Genomic DNA, 18,414 nt, shown 5'->3' with positions numbered 1-18,414 from the left:
CGCGAGGCAAGCTCCGCGAAACGGAGCGGGGCCGCGCAAGCCGCGCCGGGCGCGTTGCCGCCCCAGTGCCGGAGGAGACACGCATGTTGATTCATCACGTCGAGCCGTCGCTGCAGGACCTGACGGCCACCGAGCGTCGCGCACCTGCGTATGCGTGGCTCGTGTTCGGGCTGACCGTCGGGCTGCTGCTGTCGGACTACATGTCGCGGCAGGTGCTCAACGCGGTGTTTCCGCTGCTCAAGCACGCGTGGGCGCTGTCGGACACGCAGCTCGGTTCGCTGTCCGGCGTCGTCGCGCTGCTGGTCGGGCTGCTGACGTTTCCGCTGTCGGTGCTCGCCGACCGCTTCGGGCGCGTGCGCAGCATCGTGCTGATGGCCGCGTTGTGGAGCGTCGCGACGCTCGGCTGCGCGCTGTCGACCAACTACGCGGAAATGCTCGTGGCGCGTGGCCTCGTCGGGCTCGGCGAAGCCGCGTACGGCAGCGTCGGCGTCGCGCTGATCCTCAGCATCTTTCCGGCCCGGCTGCGTGCGACGCTGACCGGCGCGTTCATGGCCGGCGGCGCATTCGGGTCCGTGTTCGGGATGGCGCTCGGCGGGCTGGTCGGCGCGCATCTCGGCTGGCGCTGGTCGTTCGGCGTGATGGCCGCGCTCGGCATCGTGCTGCTCGTCGCGTACCGCTGCGTAGTAACCGAACGGCGGCTCGCGGCATGCCGCGTCGAACCGTGCCGGCCCGATGCCGATGCGCCACGCGACCTGCGCGGCAGCGTGCGTGCGCTGATGTCGGGGCTGTTCGCATCGCGCTCGGTGATCTGCGCGTATGTCGGCAGCGGGCTGCACCTGTTCGTGCCCGGCGCGCTGTTCGCGTGGCTGCCGAGCTACCTGAACCGCTACTACGCGATGGCGCCCGACCGCGCGGCCGTGCTCGCGGCCGGCTTCGTGCTGCTCGCCGGCGTCGGAATGGTCGGCTGCGGCATCGTCACCGACCGCGTCGGGCGGGCCGACGGCTCGCGCAAATGGCTGACCGCGATCGCGTATTGCGTGCTCACCGGCGTTTGCCTCGCGGTCGCGTTCCGGCTGCCACCGGGGCCGCTGCAGCTCGCGCTGATCTGCGCGGGCATGCTGGTCGGCGCGGGCGCGTCCGGCGCATCGGGCGCGATGGTCGCGAACCTCACGCCGGCCGCGATCCACGCGTCGGCGTTCGCGACGCTCACGCTCGCGAACAACCTGCTCGGCATGGCGCCGGGCCCGCTGCTCACAGGGTGGGCGGCCGACCGCGCCGGGCTCGTCGGCGCATTGCAATGGATCCCGGTCGTGCCGCTCGCGGCCGCCGTGCTGTTTGCGGTCGGGCGCGCGAGCTACGCGGCCGATCTCGCGCGCGTCGAACGCGAACGGCGCGCGACACGACTTTCCTGAACCTTCTTCCTGACGCTTCCTGGAGGCTGCATGACCCTGGCGACCGCACCCACCATCCTGATCGTGCCCGGCTTGCGCGATCATGTCGAAGATCACTGGCAGACGCATCTCGAACGACGCTTGCCGAACACGCGCTCTGTCGCGCCGCTCGACGCCGACAAGCTGAGCCGCGCCGCGCGCGTCGCAGCACTCGATGCGGCGCTGGCCGCCATCGACGGCCCGGTGATGCTCGTGGCGCACAGTGCGGGCGTGATGATCGTCGCGCACTGGGCGCGGCAGGCCACGCGCGCGATTCATGGTGCGCTGCTCGCGGCGCCGGCCGATCTCGATACGCCGATGCCCGAAGGCTATCCGACGCCTGAGGCGCTCGCCGCGCACGGCTGGACCCCGGTACCGACGGGGCGGCTGCCGTTTTCGAGCATCGTGGCTGCGAGCCGCAACGATCCGCTCGCGCGCTTCGAGCGCACCAGAGCACTGGCAGCAGGGTGGGGCAGTCGGCTCGTCGATCTCGGCGAGGTCGGGCACCTCAACCCGGCGTCCGGGTATGGCGAGTGGTGTGATGCGGAGCGGTTGATCGGCGAAGTGGCGGCGCTCGGCGCGGCCTGACTGAAGATCCATCCACCGCGCACCGGAGCTGATCGAGCCACTGGCGCGCCTTCCGTCCCCGACGGGCCGCCAAACGGCCCCGACTCGATTCCGTTTCGCCGCCCGGCGAGATACGATGTCCTAACACTTACTACGCCATCGATGCCGTGACCTTGGTCAGCGCGCAATTCATCACCGAACGGAAGCTTTTTGTCAGGGAAAGTCCCGCCCCCGCATTCCGTGGTTTTTTGTTGACCGACATCGTATAACGCCGTCATGATTTCCTGACAAGAAAGGTCCCATCCACCGACCGAAGTGAGGAGACATGAACACCACCCCGATCGCTCGCCGTGTCCGCCGGATCGCACTCGCACTGGGCTTCACGCTGTCGGCCGCCGCGGCCGTTGCCGCCCCCGTATCGCTGAACATCGTCGACGTCGCAGGCAATCTGCAGCTCACGCAGAAGGCCATCGAGGCGTTCAAGGAGAAGAACCCGGGTCTCGTCGCGAACGTCACGTTCACGAACGCACCCGCGCCGCAGTTGCCGGGCAAGATCAAGGCGATGCAGGCGGCAGGGCGCTCCGACATCGACCTCGTGCTGACGGGCACCGACGCGCTGGCTGCCGGCATCGAGCAGAACCTGTGGCAGAAGCTCCTGCCCGACAACGCGGCCGCCTTCCCCGGCGTGCTCGACAGGTACGCGCCCGGCCCGCGCAAGATGCAGGATGTGGCGCAGGGCTTCGGCCTCGAAGTCACCTACATGCCGGCCGGCCCGCTGCTCGAATACAACCCGGCGAAGGTCAGCGACCCGCCGAAGACGCCCGACCAACTGCTCGCCTGGTGCAAGGCGCACCCGAACAAGCTGATCTATGCGCGCCCGGCGAACTCGGGCCCCGGCCGCACGTTCCTGATGGGGCTGCCGTACGTGCTCGGCGACAAGAATCCGCAGGACCCGATCAACGGCTGGGACAAGACCTGGGCGTTCCTGAAACAGTTGAACGAATGCGTGCCGTATTACCCGGGCGGCACGTCGGCGGTGATGAAGGAGCTCGGCGAAGGCACGCGCGACATGACCGTGACCGTCACCGGCTGGGACCTCAACCCGCGCGCGCTCGGCATCGTGCCGGCCGAATTCCGGATCCAGGCGTTCGACAACATGACGTGGGTGAACGACGCGCACTACATGGTGATCCCGAAGGGCGTGCCGAAGGACAAGCTCGACGTGCTGTTCAAGCTGATGAACTTCCTGCTCGAACCGGCGCAGCAGGCGATGACCTACGACGACGGCTACTTCTATCCGGGCCCGGCGGTGAAAGGCGTGACGCTCGAGATGGCGCCGGCGCACAGCCAGGAAGTGATCCGGAAATTCGGTCGCCCGGAGTACGCGAAGCTGCTCGCCGATCGCCCGCACGTGCAGCCGCTCAACGCGCAGGCGATGGTCGCCGCGTTCCAGAAGTGGGACCGCGAGATCGGTTCGCAGAAGTCGAAATGACGCATGAACCCGCGGGCGCCGCGGCGCCCGCGCCGACGGAGTTCGCGTAATGAAGCACAGTTTCGAACGGTTGCGGCTCGACGGCGTGTCCCGCAGCTTCACCAATGCGCAAGGCGCGCAGGTCGCCGCGCTGAACGGGCTCGACCTCGAGATCCGGCGCGGCGAGTTCATCGCGTTGCTCGGCCCGTCCGGCTGCGGCAAATCGACCGCGCTGAACTGCATCGCCGGGTTGCAGCCGCTCACGCGCGGCGGCATCTGGCTCGACGACACGCGCATCGACGTGCTGCCGCCCGAGCGTCGCGGCTTCGGGATGGTGTTCCAGAACTACGCGCTGTTTCCGCACATGTCGGTGCTCGACAACGTCGGCTTCGGCCTCAAGATGCGCGGCGTGCCGAAGCAGGAAACGCGGCGGCGCGCGCAGCAGGCCCTCGAGCTCGTGCAGCTCGTCGGCCACGAAGGCAAGCTGCCCGGGCAACTGTCGGGCGGGCAGCAGCAGCGCGTCGCGATCGCGCGCGCGATCGTGATCGAGCCGCCGCTCGTGCTGATGGACGAGCCGCTGTCGAACCTCGACACGAAACTGCGCATCGAGATGCGCGCGGAGATCCGCCGCATCCACACGCAGCTCGAACGCGCGACGATCTACGTGACGCACGACCAGGACGAGGCGCTGTCGATGGCCGACCGCATCGTCGTGATGAAGGAGGGCGTCGTGCAGCAGGTCGCGTCGCCGAAGGACGTGTACACGCGCCCGCACAATCTGCATGTCGCGCGCTTCATGGGCTATCGCAACGTGCTGCCGTTTACGCTCGAAGGGATGGCCGGCGATTACGTGAACGTCGCGTCGGGCGGCGTGCGTCTCGCGGGCGTGCCGATGGCCGGTTTCGACGCGAAGGAGGTCGTGGTCGCGCTGCGCCCCGACGACATCGAGCGCGCGGAAGAAGGCGCCGACAATGCGTTCGACGCGACCGTCGAGACCGTCGAGTACGGCGGCCGCGACTCGCTGATCCGCGCGATCACGCCGTTCGGCGCGATTTGGGCCCGTGTGGCCGGCGAGTTCACGGAAGGTGAACCGCTGCGGCTGCGCGTGGCGCCGGCGCGCACGCTGGTCTATGCGGGAGACGTGCCATGAACGGGCTGCGCCAGACGGCATGCGCGGCGGCGTCTCGCCCGGAGGCCGCATGAGCACGCTTGCGACCGGCCGCGCACTGCGCGACGCGAAAGCCTGGCTCGTCACGCCGGCGCTCGCGTTCATCGCCGCGCTGTTCATCTATCCGTTCGCGTACGGCCTCGTGCTGTCGTTCCAGCCGATGAACGGCGGCGGCGCGCTCGCGAACTACGTGCAGTTCTTCACCGACACCGCGATGTGGCCGACCGTGCTCGTCACGCTGAAGCTCGCGGTGCCGGCGACGCTGCTCAACGTCGGCATCGCGGTGCCCGTCGCGTTCGCACTGCGCCGCAACTCGCCGTACCAGAAGTTCGTCACGACGCTGCTCGTGATTCCCGTCACGCTCGGCACGGTGCTCGTCGCCGACGGGATGCTCACGTATTTCGGGCCGAACGGATGGTTCCCGCAGGCGCTGCAGGGGCTGCACCTGTACACCGACGAAGTGCGCCTCACGCACAACTACTGGGGCGTGCTGCTGTCGCTGATCGTGTCGGGGTTTCCGTTCGCGTTCCTGCTGATGCTGTCGTACATCAGCGGCATCGACCCGACGCTCGCGCGTGCCGCTGCGACGCTCGGCGCGAACCCGTGGCAGCAGTTTCGCCAGATCTACCTGCCGCTGCTCGTGCCCGGGCTCACGATGGCCGCGTGCCTGTCGTTCGTGCAGGCGTTCTCGGTGTTCCCGTCGGCCGTGCTGCTCGGCGCGCCGGCCGGCCCGACGCGCGTGATCTCGATCGCGGCGGCCGAAGCCGCGTTCGAGAGCTACGACTATTCGCTCGCGTCGGCGATCGCGATCGTGATGGGCTTCGTGCAGCTGCTGGTGGTCGCATCGATGCTCGGCGCGCGCCGCTTCTTCTATACGGGCGCGGTGACGGGAGGCAAGGGCTGATGGCGACCGACAATCATGCCGCTCGCACGTGGCCGCCGAAGCACGACGCACCCGACGCGCGCCCCGTCGACACGGGAAAACCGCACCCGATGAGAAGCCATCTCGCCGGCCGCGCGTGGAAGGCGCTCGTCTGGGGGCTGATGGCGTTCTTCCTGCTGAACGTGATGCTGCTGATCGCGACCGTCGCGGTGAACTCGGTCGCGACGCGCTGGTTCGGCACGCCGTTGCCGCAGGGCTTCACGCTGCACTGGTATGCGAAGGCGTGGGAAGACTTCCAGCTCGCGAGCGTGCTGTGGGTGACCGTCGAGGTCGTCGGCGCGGTCGTGCTGCTGTCGATCGCGCTCGGCGTGCCGGCCGCGTATGCGCTCGCGCGCGTGCAGTTTCGCGGCAAGCGCTTCGCGCTGCTGGTGTTCCTGCTGCCGCTGATGGTGCCGCCCGTCACGTACGGGATTCCGATGGCGACGGTCATGTACAAGATCGGGCTCGCGGGCACGCTGCCGGGCGTGATCCTCGCGAACCTCGTGCCGGCGCTGCCGTTCGTGATCCTCGTCATGACGCCGTTCGTCGAGCAGATCGATCCGAACCTGGAAGCCGCCGCGCGCATCTTCGGTGCGAACACGTGGCGCTATTTCCGCTACGTGCTGCTGCCGCTGCTGGTGCCCGGCATGCTCGCGGCGGGGCTGCTCGTGCTGGTGCGCACGATCGGGCTGTTCGAGCTGACGTTCTTCACCGCGGGCCCGAGCACGCAGACGCTCGTCGTCGCGCTGTATTACGCGGTGTTCTCGACCGGCGTGCGCGCGCCGCAGTCGATCGACGCGATGGCGATGATCTACATGGCCATCACCCTTGTGTGGGTCGTGATCGCGCTGCAGTTCGTCAGTCCGACCCAACTCGTCAGCCGCGTGAAGCAGGAACGGCAGTAAACGCGGCGGTCGGTGCGAACGGCGGCGGGGCAGCGTGCCGCCCGTCGTTCCGTATGCATCCGTGCAATTGGTTACAAATGGATACCGCGAACGACGCGCGGACGTTGCAGACTACGCGGCGTACCGGCTCGGCGATGCATTCTCAGGCATCGCCGCCTGCCGCCCGACGTTCACCCGATTCACGGATAGCCATGAAGTTTCCCACGCTGCTGACGCTCGGCTGTGCCGCTACGCTGCTTGCCGCCTGCAACCTGCTCCACGACGGTCCCGGATCGAGCGACGTCGACGCCGCCGTGCGCCGCGCGCTCGAAGCGGAAAACCACGGCGGCCTGAACGCGCTGTTCGGCCAGCCGCTGCCCGTATCGGCCGACGTGATCTCGGCGAAGCCCGACGGCGATTGCAGGAAGGTCGGCGAACGCACGTACGCATGCGACGTGGTGGTCACGTGGCGCAATGCCGATTACGCGCCGTCGCGTGCGAACCTGACCTTCGTGCAGGCCGCCGACGGTTCGTGGCAGACGTCGGGCGTCGACGCCGCCATCGCGACCGGCGCCGCCAAGTCGCTGATCGACAAGATCGGCAAGGCATGGCCCGGCAATGCGGCCAGCGGGGCATCGGCGCCGCAGTAATCGATCGCAGTCCCTATCGTTGAGGACACAGCCGCACCGGCTACGCGCGCCCCCGCGCGCGTCCCGGCTCGTATGAGCCGATTTCCGCAACGAATCGACGCATTGAAAAGCGAATCGAAATTCCGGAAAACGCAATTCTGCGTCGCTGCGTTCCGCCGCAGCAGTGCAACATCCGCGACCCTCCCGACAAACAGCGTCCATCCGCTCCTCCGGCTTGCAGTCGCAAGGGATGCAAACTATATATATGACTAATCGACACGTACCCCAGCAGCGGTGCGACATGCGGCGGGGCGCACCATCAGATCAAGATAACCGGGTGCCGGAGGGGAGCCCAGCATGGACGAGAGCGAGTCTGTCGCACGGATGTGTTCGGGTATCGGGTCGTCGAATGGATGGCCCGCGCTCGTCCGTCCCGGCTTCAGGCGGACGCTGGCGCTGATCGCGTGCTGCGTCGCGCTGACCGGCCGCGGCACCGGTTTCGCGGCAGAACCGGGCGTGACCGACGACACCATCCGCCTGGGCATGGTCAACGCGCAGTCGGGCAATTCCGCCGGCCTCGGACACGGGCTGATGATCGGCGCACAAGCCGTCTTCGACGACGCGAACGCACATGGCGGCGTGCACGGCAGGAAGATCGATCTCGTCGTCGCCGACGATCGCTACGAACCCGACCGGACGGTGGACAACACGCTGGACATGATCGAGCGGCGCAACGTCCTTGCGCTGTTCGGCTATGTCGGCACGCCGACGAGCACCGCGGTGCTGCCGATCATCCGGGACGTCGGCATTCCGCTCGTCGGCACGTTCAGCGGCGCGATGGCGCTGCGCAAGCCGGTGATTCCGGAAGTCTTCAACATCCGGGCGAGCTATGAAGACGAAACGCGCGCGCTGGTCGACCATCTGATCGCGCACGACCATGCCAAGCGCTTCGCGGTGTTCTATCAGGACGACGGCTTCGGGCTCGCGGTGCTGGCGGGCACGCAGCTCGCGCTGCAGCGCCACGGCCTGGCGGTCGTCGCCACGGGCACGTTCCGCCGCGGCACGACGGCGGTCGACACGGGCCTCGCGGCCGTACTCGACGCTCGGCCGGACGTCGTCATCATGGTCGGCCCGTATACGCCGGTCGCCGCCTTCATTCGCGCGGCGCACCGCGAAGGCCTCACGGCGCGGCTCGCGGCGGTGTCGTTCGTCGGCGCCGACGATCTGTTGCGCCTGCTCGGCGACGAAGGGAACGGCACGCTGATCTCGCAGGTCGTGCCGCTGCCGCAGAACGAGCGCCCGGTTGTCCGGGACTGCGCGCGGCTGATCGCACAGCGCTTTCCGGACGAGCACGTCGGCGTGGTGCACATCGAGGGTTGCCTCGACGCAAAGCTCGCGCTGATCGGGCTGGAACGCGCGGGCCCGGCACCGACGCGGGCCACGCTGAAGCAGGCGCTCGAATCGATCCGGGATCTCGACCTGGGCGGCCTGGCGGTGACCCTGGGCGCCGACGATCACCAGGCGCTGGACGACGTGTTCCTCACCGAAATCGCACACGGCCGCGTCACGCCGCTGGACGCATCGGCCAGATAACCGGCCGGATGGCCGCGCGCGAGGCCATCCCGGTCCTGGAGGGCTGCATGGACATCAAGGCGAAGCTCGTCACCAGCACCAGCCTGATGCTGCTGGGCGCAGTGGCGATTTCCGCGACCAGCCTGATCGCGGTGCACGGAATTGCGTCCGGCGTGCGCACGCTGACGACCGAATCGCTGCCCTTGCAGGTGCGCAGTAACGAACTCCAGCGCGCGTACGCGGAACTGGCCGTGGATTTCAACCGGCTCGAGCGGGCGCAGGATGCAACGGAACGGCAGCAGTCGTCGGCGGAGATCGATACGCAATTGCAGCGGATCACGGGTATCACGGCCGCCGTGCGCGCGATCGACCGGCACGGCATCGACGAACCGTCCGCCGACCTGCGGACGATGCTCGGGTCGATGAACGAAGGCGTCGACAAGCGGCTGCGGGGCGATGCGCAACTCGCCGCCGAACGCGGGCTGATCGAGCGCGTGCAGGCGCGGGGCGCCACGCTGCTGACCGAGATCGGCAAGGAAACCGCGCGGCTGGACGACGATGCCGATGCCGCGGTGAGCGACGCGCTCGCGGCCAACACCGCGTACAACCGGACGATTCATGCGCTCGACCAGGTGCGCACGAACGTCAAGGACATCATCACCGTCGCCGGCCGCGTCGACGTCGCGCCGAACCGATACCGGCTCGCGCCGCTGCGCGAACGCATGCAGGCGTCCATCGACGGCGCACGCCATGCGCTCGCGATCGCGGCGCCGAACCTCGATGCCGCCACCGCGCAGGGCGTGACGAGCGCGCTCGGGCGCGTGGCGGCCGACCTCCTCGACGACCACGAAGGCCTCGTCGCGCTGCGCGGCGCCATGTTCGCGGAGCCGTCCGTCGCGACCCGCTACCGGACGAAAGAGGACAAGGCGCTGCAGTCGCTCGATGCGCTGGACGCGAAGCTCGCGGAGATCGCGGACCCGTTCGCGCTGCAGATCGTCAAGGCGCGACAGCGCCTCGACGAAGCGATCGAATTCCGGCGCCGCGCCGCGCGGATCGCGTCGCTGTCGGCGGTGGTGAACGGCGGCATCAACGCGTTGGCGTTCGACCTGCGCATGGTCGCGCAAAGCGACAGCGTGGAGCGCCTGAAGCGCGCCGACGACGAGCTGCGCACGAACGTCGTCACGCTGACCGCGTCCGCCGGCGCGCTGCGCGATGCGCTCGCCGCAGACGGCCCGGGCAACGCGAAGCGCGCACAGGATGTCGTTGCGCTGACCACGGAGCTGGCCGGCTCCGCGCGCCGCATCCTCGCGGTGAAGTCCGACATGCTGTCCAACGACGTGGCCATGCAGCGCATCGTCGCGGACGTCGACACGACGGCCAATCGCCTCGCGGCCTACACCGAACAGGAGGCCGTGCGCGTCGACCTTCAGCAGCGCGGCATCGTATCGGACGTCTACCGGGCCGTGGCGACCGCGTTCCTGATGATCGTAGGGGTATCGTTCTTGCTCGCGATCGGCGGCCTGGTGATCAGTCATCGGCTCGGCACGTCGATCTCCCGCCCGCTGTCGAACCTGACGCGCACGATGGCGCGCATCCGCAGCGGCAACGACCTGTCGCTGCGCATGGCGCACAAAGGCAGCGACGAAGTCGCGGCGCTGATCGCCGGCTTCAACATGATGCTCGACGAAATCGAGCGCCGCGACGTCGATTTGCAGGCGGCGATCGCTACGGCCGAAGCCGCGAATTCGGCGAAATCGGAGTTTCTCGCGCGAATGAGCCACGAGATCCGCACGCCGATGAACGGCGTGCTCGGCATGACCGAACTGCTGCAGCGCACGCGGCTGACGTCGAAGCAGCGCAAGTTCGTCGACACCGTGTATCGATCCGGTCAGACGCTGCTCGTCCTGATCGACGACATTCTCGATTTCTCGAAGATCGAGGCCGGCAAGCTGACGCTGGAACGCATCGATTTCAATCTGCATCAATTGCTCGACGATGTCGTCGCGCTGCTGGAGCCCAACGCACAACGCAAGGCGCTTGCGCTCGTGTACCAGCGCGGCGACACCGTTCCGGAATGGATGCGCGGCGACCCGGTGCGGTTGCGCCAGGTGCTCATGAATCTGCTCGGCAATGCGATCAAGTTCACCGAGCACGGGCACGTCGCGCTCACTGCATCGTATGCGGACGACGGCCGCCTCGTGTTCTCGATCGCCGACAGCGGTATCGGCATCGCGCCCGAGGTGGCCGCGCAGTTGTTCCGGCCGTTCCAGCAGGCCGACAACTCGGTCGCGCGCAAATACGGCGGAACCGGGCTCGGCCTCGTGATTTCCCGCCAGCTGGCCGAGATGATGGGCGGCGCGCTCACGCTCGAATCGACGCCCGGCAAGGGCTCGGTGTTTACCGTGACGACTCCGTTCGAGCCGGCGTCCGGCGAGGTCGGCGTCGCATCGGCGGCAAGGCCGTCGCTCGCCGGCCTGAAGGTGCTGATCGTGGACGACAGCGAAACCGATCGCAGCGTGCTGCTCGAACATGCGATCGAATGGCAGCTGTGCGTCGCCACGGCGATCGGCGGCGACGACGCGCTGTCGCAGTTGCGCTCGGCGGTCGCCGACGGCGCACCGTTCGATCTCGCGATCGTCGACGTGCGGATGCCGGGCATGGACGGCATCTCGCTCGTGCAGCACATCCGCCACGATCCGTCGCTGCGTGCGCTCAGGATCATCACGCTGACCGCGTTCGAGATGATGGACAGCGTCCTGATCGCGCGCGAACTCGACATCGCCGCCCGGCTGACGAAGCCGCTCCATGGGGTCAACCTCTATATGGCCATCGCGTCGGCGATGCACGTGATGCCGCCGCGGCTGACGTCGGCCGAGCCGGTGGCCGACGACGCCGGCGCGGGCCGGCCGCTCGACGCGATCCCGGCGCGCGTGCTGCTGGTGGAGGACAACGTCGTGAATCAGCAGATCGCGCTCGCGATGCTGGAGGACACCGCCTATCAGGTCGCCGTGGCCGACGACGGCGAGCAGGCCCTGAACCGGCTGGCGGACGACGTATTCGACGTCGTTCTGATGGACTGCCAGATGCCGAGGCTCGACGGCTTCGAGGCGACGCGGCAGTTGCGCCGTCGCGAAGCCGAAGCCGGTGCGCCGCGCATGCCGGTCATCGCGTTGACGGCCAACGCGCTCAGCGGCGACCGGGAGCGCTGCCTGGCCGCCGGCATGGACGACTATCTCGGCAAGCCGTTCCGCCGCGATGCGCTGCTGCGGACGCTCGCGCGCCATGTCGGCGGCGCGGCATGCGCGCCGGCCACCGAAAGCGATGCGGCCGTGACCGCCGGCGGCATCGAAACGAGTCCGGAAGCGGGTGGGGGCGGCGCCCCCGATCCGGACGACGACGCAGGCGTGATCGACCACAAGGCGCTCGATGCATTGCGCGCGCTTCAGCGGCCGGGCCGCCCGGATGTCCTGACGCGGATCATCGATCAATTCACGGCGGATGCGCCGCGGCTGATCCGCGACATGCATGCGGCGGTCGACGCGGGCGACGCCGATGCGCTGAAGCTGGCCGCCCACACGCTGAAATCGAGCAGCGCGAACGTCGGCGCGCACCTGCTGTCGGCGCGTTGCCGCGAGATCGAGCGGCTGGCGCGCGCCGCCGACGTGAACGCGGCGGTGGAACTGGTCGCCGGCACGGACGCGGAATTCGGGCAAGCGCACGCCGCGCTGATGGCGGAGCGCGTCGACAGTTGAACGGAGGCCGGCCGATCGCCATGGCGATCGCGATGCGGCATGAACAGGAGGACGGTCGTGAACCAGGAACAGGCCGATGTGCCGGCGATTCTGATCATCGATGACGACGTGATGACGCGCATGCTGGTCGTGGAGACCCTCGAACCCGAAGGGTTCCGCGTCGAGGAAGCGACCGGGCCGCAGGACGGCATCGACGCGTTCCTGCGTCATCGTCCCGCCGTCGTGCTGCTCGACGTCGAGATGCCGGGCGGCGATGGATTCGACTGTTGCCGCACGCTGCGCGCCATGCCCGAAGGGCGCCGCGTGCCGATCGTCATGCTCACGGGCAACGACGACGACGCATCGATCGCCAGTGCATTCGACGCCGGCGCGACCGACTTCGTGTCCAAGCCGATGCGGTGGAAGCTGCTCGGCTACCGGATCCGCTATCTGCTGCGCGCCGCCGCGGCGGTCGAAAAGCTGGCGACCACCGAGGTCAGCCTCACCCATGCGCAGGCGCTCGCGCATCTCGGCAACTGGGAGTATCAGGCCGGGCGGACGGACGGCTACTGGTCGCCGGAGCTGTACCGGATTCTCGGGCTCGACGCCGCCCGCACGCCGCCGACCTTCGAGCGCCTCGTGCAGGCCGTGCCGCCCGACGAACAGCCGCTGCTCGTGCAATCGTACACGAGCCTGCGCACCGAAGGCGTCGCGTTCTCGCTCGAGCATCGGCTGATCCATGCGGACGGCACCGAGCGCTGCGTGCTGCACCAGGCGGAATCCGGTCGCGATCCGAGTCACGCGATCATCCTGCGCGGCATCGTCCAGGACATCACCGAACGCAAGATGCAGCAGGGCCGCATCGAATACCTCGCCAACCACGACGCGCTGACCGGCCTGCCGAACCGCAACCTGCTCAGCGACCGGATGGAGCAGGCGATGTCGCAGGCGCGCCGCACCGGGCAGCTGATCGCGGTGATGGTGCTCGACCTGGACCGCTTCAAGCACGTCAACGACAGCTTCGGCCACTCGGTCGGCGACGGACTGCTGCGGGTCGTCGCCGCGCGTCTGAAGAGCTCGGTGCGCGACGGCGACACGGTCGCGCGGCTCGGCGGCGACGAGTTCGTCGTGATGCTGGTCAACCTGGCGACGGCGTCGGACGCGGACGCGATCGCCCACAAGATCCTGGACACCTTCATCGCGCCGTTCGTGCTCGACGGCCACGACCTGCACGTGACGACCAGCGTCGGCGTCAGTCTCTACCCGACCGACGGCACGGACGCGGAGACGCTGCTGAAGACGGCCGATGCCGCGCTGTATTGCGCGAAGGAGCGCGGGCGCAATTGCTACAGTTTCTATACACGCGAACTGGGCGCGCGCGTGGAAGAGCAGGCCGTCATCGAAACCGCGCTGCATCAGGCCGTCGCGAACGGCGAGCTCGAGCTGTACTACCAGCCGAAGGTCGATCTCAAGACCGGCCAGATCAGCGGCGTCGAGGCGCTGATTCGCTGGCGGCGTCCGGGGATCGGCATTGTTCCGCCCGACCGCTTCATCCCGATCGCCGAAGAAAGCGGGCTGATTCTGCCGATCGGGGAATGGGTATTGCGCACCGCGTGCGCACAGGCCGTCGCGTGGCGGCGGGAAGGGCATCCGCCGATCCGGATCGCCGTCAACCTGTCGGCGCGCCAGTTCCGGCAGCAGGACGTGGCCGACATGGTGCGCACGACGCTCGAGGAAACCGGTCTCGCGCCGGACTCGCTCGAACTCGAGTTGACCGAAAGCGTGCTGATGCAGGACTGCAACGCGATCGCGCACACGCTGCGCGAGCTGAAGGCGCTCGGCGTCGTGCTGTCGCTGGACGACTTCGGCACCGGCTATTCGAGCCTGTCGTACCTGAAGGACCTGCCGATCGACGTCGTCAAGATCGACCGGTCGTTCCTCAGCGACGTCACCACCAGCGCGGAAGGCGCGTCGTTGACGCGCTCGATCATCGCGATGGCGGAGTCGTTGCACATGGAGACGGTGGCCGAGGGCGTGGAGACGGAAGCGCAGTTGTCGTTCCTGAACCGGCATCACTGCCATTCGATGCAGGGCTACTACTTCAGCCATCCGGTCACCGGCGACGAGATCGCCGACATGTTGTCCGCCGGCTCGGAGCTTCCCGAGCATTGCCGGCAGCGCGAACTGCTGCACCGGACGCTGCTGCTGGTGGACGACGACCGCGCGGTCCTGCAGATGCTCCGGCAGGCGCTCGGCCGCGACGGCTACGAGATACTCGCCACCACCGATCCCGACGAAGCGCTCGAGCTGCTCGCCCAGCATCGCGTCGGCGTGATCGTGTCGGACTTCCGGATGCCGAGCGTGTCGGGCATCGACCTGCTGCAGCGTGTGAAGGCGCTGTACCCGGACATCGTGCGCATCCTGCTGTCGGGCTACGGCGAAGGGACGTCGATCGCCGACGCGGCCGGCAACGGGTCCGTCCAGAAGCTGCTGATCAAGCCGTGGGACGTCGCGCTGCTGCGCAAGCACATTGCCGAGTCGTTCCAGCGGTTCGAGCACACGTCGCTGAGCCGGGCAGACCTCGGCGTGGGCCGCCTCGGCATTCATCCGTCTCCGCTGCGGTCTCCCGACGTGGCGGAACCGCACGGTCGGCCTTGAACGGCGCCGGCGTCGCTGCGGGGCCGCCAGCGCGAAATGACGACGAAAGGGGGACGACCGGAGCGATCCTCGGTATGCCGGCGCGCATATAGGGAAAACCCTTATTCTTGGTTATAATGTCGGCCTAGAAGAAAGGTCGAACCATGCCCGAACGTTTCCAATCCCTTGAAAAATTTGTGTTTTCCCTGGTCGTGATGTCCGCGGTCGTCTGCTCCGCCTTCCTCGCGTACGAGCGTCACCCCGAGATCAAGATCGCCCTGCATGAAGGCGAAGCGCTGATGCGCGAAAGCGCCAAGTATTCGGTCATCTGCTCGCCGTCCAAGGTCGATCCTTGCGTCGAGATGTCCGCTTACTGAGTCTCGCCCCCCGCTGACGCATCCCCGCTGATTCCCGCCGACGCGCGGCCGACGGCCGACACGCGCCGGCGGCGCGCATCGCGCGCTCACGCGCACCGGTTCCGGTCGCGCGTCTGAACACTCCTTCTGAGCACCACCTTCCCGATTCTTCCGATCCCGCTGCGCCTTGCTGTTCACAGTGCGCCGTCACGTCTTCACGTGCTCCGAACCCGCATCGCGAGTTTCGACGCACTGATGCGCCGCGCATCGAGCGCGGTTTGCCAGAGCGCCATTCCGCAGCCGATATCGCCGCCGATCAGCGCCGGATACCGCCGGCCCATGGAAAAGAACGCGGCGCCGACCGGGTAGCCGCGTCCGGGATGAAGATCGGGCATGCCGGCGACGCGCCGCATGCCGGGGAGGGTGGCAGCCTGTTCGAGTTGCCGGATGGTGGCCTCACTTCGATCCAGGTGGTAGCGCAAGCGCACAGCGTGATGCGCTCGGCCAGGTATTGCATGGAAGTGCCCATGGAGGTTTCCGTTCGATGAAAAGGAAGAACGGTGGCCCATGGCGCGGGCAGCGCGAGGTCGCCGCTCGATTCGGCGCGTGATGTGGCGAAAAACACACATATAGGATTCCAGATCATTCCCGTACCGATCACGCGTGCCGCGCGTCGCAGCAGGCGTTCAATGCGTTCGGACGACCACAACGGACACACCCGGTCGCGCTTGACACCGCCAAAACCGTTTCGTAGCATCCGCCTGCTTCATCCCTGAACCCTCATCGAACCGGTGATCCAAGTGCCCGCAATCATTCGTCCCTTCGCCTGATACGCCGACGACTGCCGTCCCGGCCGCGTGTCGTCCTGCCCGTTTCCGTTCGCGCCATCGCGCCGGAACGGTGATCGCAGGGCCGCGCCCGGACTCGCACTGACACCGCAACGCACTCCAATCCGTTCGTTCACGTCGTCGGCTTTTTCCCTGTTTCCGGAGAAAGACCATGACGCTGGATTTTCGCGCCTACGCGCAATCGCTCGACCTCGCCCGCTACCCGCGCACGCCGCACCTTGAAGGCTCGCGCCTGCAGGACGGCGACGAAGGTCACGACCACGTTCCCTATCGCACCCTCGCGGGCGCGCACCTCGTCGTCGAGGAAAAGCTCGACGGCGCGAACACGGGCATCAGCTTCAGCCCGGCAGGCGAGCTGCTGCTGCAGTCGCGCGGCCACTATCTGGCCGGCGGCGGCCGCGAGCGGCAGTTCGGTTTCGTGAAGACCTGGGCAGCGGCCCATGCCGGCTGGCTGCTCGACCGCCTCGGCGATCGCTACGTGATGTACGGCGAGACGATGAGCAAGAAGCACGCGGTGTTCTACGATGCGCTGCCGCATCATTTCTTCGAATTCGACGTGTTCGACCGCGCGACGGGCCGCTTCCTGTCGACGCCCGCGCGGCGCGCGCTGCTCGCCGACGGACCGGTGCTGTCGGTGCCCGTGCTGTACGAAGGTGTCGCGCCGGCGCGGCTCGCGGACCTCAAGGCGCTGCTCGGTCCGTCGCTCGCGAAGACGCCGGACTGGCGCCGCGCGTTCGAGGACACCGTGCGGCGGCAGGGGCTCGACCTCGCGCGTGCCTGGCAGCAGTGCGACAAGTCGGAGCGGTCCGAAGGGCTCTACGTGAAGGTCGAGACCGACGATACGACGACCGCGCGCCTGAAATGGGTGCGCCACGATTTCGTGCAGGCGATTCTCGCTTCCGCGCGCCATCACTCGGAGCAGCCGTTCATCCCGAACCTGCTCGCGCCGGGTGTCGACCTGTATGCGCCGCGTCCGACGGTGACGTGGGCGTCGAGCCCGGCAGCACATCCGAACCCATGAATGCGAAGCGGCCACATGCCGCTTCGACAGGAGTCCAGATCATGAAGTACGAACATCTGCAGGCGCTCGTGCCTGCGCCCGGCCAGCAGCCGGACTATCGCGCGTGCCTCGCGGCGTTCCCCGCGCTCGAACACGCGAAAACGACCCCGCAGGAGCCCGCGCATCACGGCGAAGGCGACGTGTGGACACATACGATGATGGTGATCGATGCGCTGCTGGCGCTGCCCGGTTATCGGGCCGCGTCGCGCGCCGACCAGGAAATCGTGTTCCTGGCCGCGCTGCTGCATGACATCGCCAAGTCGAGCACGACGGTCGTCGATCCCGTCACCGGTGCGATCGGCCATCCCGGCCACTCGCGCAAGGGTGCGATCGATGCGCGCATCGCGCTGTGGGATGCCGGCGTGCCGTTCGCGGTGCGCGAGGCCATCTGCCGGATGATCGCCGTGCACCAGGTGCCGTTCTTCGCGATGAGCGGCTCGCGCCGCGGCACGCCGGAGTTCATCGCGCGCGAACTGTCGTGGCAGGTCAGCTTGCCGCTGCTGTGCCTGCTCGCCGAAGCCGACATCCGTGGCCGCATCTGCAACGACACGCAGCGCGTGCTCGACAACATCGAGCTGTGGCGCGAACTGGCGCGGGAGGACGGCTGTTACGGCCAGCCGCGTGCATTCGCCGACGCGCATACCGCACTCAGCTATTTCCGCGGCGCGGACGTGCATCCCGACTATCCGCTGTTCCGCACGCCGGGCTCGCCGGTCGTGGTGATGGCGGGCCTGCCGGCATCGGGCAAGAACACGTGGGTTGCGCGGCATCATCCGGATCTGCCGGTCGTGTCGTTCGACGATGCGCGCGATGCGTTGGGGCTGCGTCACGGCCGCAACGAGGGCGCGGTCGCGCACCATGCGGTCGATGCCGCGAAGGCGTTGTTGCGCGACCGGCGGCCGTTCGTGTGGAATGCGACGAACCTGTCGCCGCTGATGCGCAAGAAGACGCTCGACCTGCTGTATGCGTACGGCGCCGACGTGACGCTCGTCTACCTCGAACGGCCGCGCGCGGAGCTGTTGCGCCGCAATGCGCGGCGCGACACGTCGCTGACGAACCGTGCGCTCGAGGCGATGCTGCTGCGCTGGGATCTGCCGCTGCCGACCGAAGCGCATGCGGTGCGCTACGAAGTCTGACGC

13 protein-coding genes and 1 pseudogene are annotated in these 18,414 nt (G+C 68.0%); 13 read left to right on the top strand and 1 reads right to left on the bottom strand.

What is annotated here, in order from left to right; genetic code table 11:
• Positions 1–83 precede the first annotated feature (83 nt).
• The 11 genes from HWW87_RS07670 to HWW87_RS07620 all read left to right on the top strand — a co-directional run bounded on the left by HWW87_RS07670 (position 84) and on the right by HWW87_RS07620 (position 15,388).
• Entirely contained in the window at positions 84–1,412 is a 1,329-nt protein-coding gene (locus HWW87_RS07670) for an MFS transporter (RefSeq protein ID WP_175819816.1), read from the top strand.
• Between the two features lie 30 nt (positions 1,413–1,442).
• Positions 1,443–2,018 (top strand): alpha/beta hydrolase, encoded by a 576-nt coding sequence (locus HWW87_RS07665; RefSeq protein ID WP_175819815.1) that lies wholly within the window; start codon positions 1,443–1,445, stop codon positions 2,016–2,018.
• Positions 2,019–2,322: 304 nt separating this feature from the next.
• Positions 2,323–3,489, top strand: a complete 1,167-nt coding sequence (locus tag HWW87_RS07660; protein ID WP_175819814.1) for an extracellular solute-binding protein — start codon at positions 2,323–2,325, stop codon at positions 3,487–3,489.
• 49 nt (positions 3,490–3,538) lie between these two features.
• Positions 3,539–4,618, top strand: a complete 1,080-nt coding sequence (locus HWW87_RS07655; RefSeq protein ID WP_175819813.1) for an ABC transporter ATP-binding protein — start codon at positions 3,539–3,541, stop codon at positions 4,616–4,618.
• 49 nt (positions 4,619–4,667) lie between these two features.
• Positions 4,668–5,540 (top strand): sugar ABC transporter permease, encoded by an 873-nt coding sequence (locus HWW87_RS07650; RefSeq protein WP_175819812.1) that lies wholly within the window; start codon positions 4,668–4,670, stop codon positions 5,538–5,540.
• Complete coding sequence (locus tag HWW87_RS07645; RefSeq protein ID WP_175819811.1) at positions 5,540–6,463, top strand: ABC transporter permease; 924 nt, start codon at positions 5,540–5,542, stop codon at positions 6,461–6,463. The genes HWW87_RS07650 and HWW87_RS07645 overlap by 1 nt, the downstream gene beginning before the upstream one ends.
• A 191-nt stretch (positions 6,464–6,654) precedes the next feature.
• Positions 6,655–7,092 (top strand): hypothetical protein, encoded by a 438-nt coding sequence (locus tag HWW87_RS07640; protein ID WP_174430427.1) that lies wholly within the window; start codon positions 6,655–6,657, stop codon positions 7,090–7,092.
• Between the two features lie 336 nt (positions 7,093–7,428).
• Positions 7,429–8,664, top strand: a complete 1,236-nt coding sequence (locus HWW87_RS07635; protein WP_175819810.1) for an ABC transporter substrate-binding protein — start codon at positions 7,429–7,431, stop codon at positions 8,662–8,664.
• Between the two features lie 47 nt (positions 8,665–8,711).
• Complete coding sequence (locus HWW87_RS07630) at positions 8,712–12,395, top strand: hybrid sensor histidine kinase/response regulator (RefSeq protein ID WP_175819809.1); 3,684 nt, start codon at positions 8,712–8,714, stop codon at positions 12,393–12,395.
• Between the two features lie 39 nt (positions 12,396–12,434).
• Entirely contained in the window at positions 12,435–15,032 is a 2,598-nt protein-coding gene (locus HWW87_RS07625; RefSeq protein ID WP_244107148.1) for an EAL domain-containing protein, read from the top strand.
• Positions 15,033–15,175: 143 nt separating this feature from the next.
• Positions 15,176–15,388 (top strand): hypothetical protein, encoded by a 213-nt coding sequence (locus tag HWW87_RS07620; RefSeq protein ID WP_014897011.1) that lies wholly within the window; start codon positions 15,176–15,178, stop codon positions 15,386–15,388.
• A 218-nt stretch (positions 15,389–15,606) separates the two neighbouring features.
• On the opposite strand, the pseudogene HWW87_RS07615 reads toward HWW87_RS07620, so the two are convergent.
• A pseudogene (locus HWW87_RS07615) lies at positions 15,607–15,896 on the bottom strand (RtcB family protein); the annotation flags it as partial.
• 470 nt (positions 15,897–16,366) lie between these two features.
• On the opposite strand from HWW87_RS07615, the gene HWW87_RS07610 reads away from it, so the two are divergent.
• On the top strand, positions 16,367–17,236 hold the full coding sequence (locus tag HWW87_RS07610) for an RNA ligase family protein (protein ID WP_175819808.1): 870 nt from the start codon (positions 16,367–16,369) through the stop codon (positions 17,234–17,236).
• 41 nt (positions 17,237–17,277) lie between these two features.
• The gene (locus HWW87_RS07605; protein WP_175819807.1) at positions 17,278–18,411 is read left to right on the top strand and encodes an AAA family ATPase; all 1,134 of its coding nucleotides are present in this window, start codon (positions 17,278–17,280) and stop codon (positions 18,409–18,411) included.
• The last annotated feature ends 3 nt before the right edge of the window (positions 18,412–18,414 follow it).

The sequence above is a fragment of the Burkholderia sp. BCC0419 genome (assembly GCF_902830285.1).
In the GTDB taxonomy this organism is placed as follows: domain Bacteria; phylum Pseudomonadota; class Gammaproteobacteria; order Burkholderiales; family Burkholderiaceae; genus Burkholderia.
This window is presented reverse-complemented; position numbering and strand designations above follow the sequence as displayed.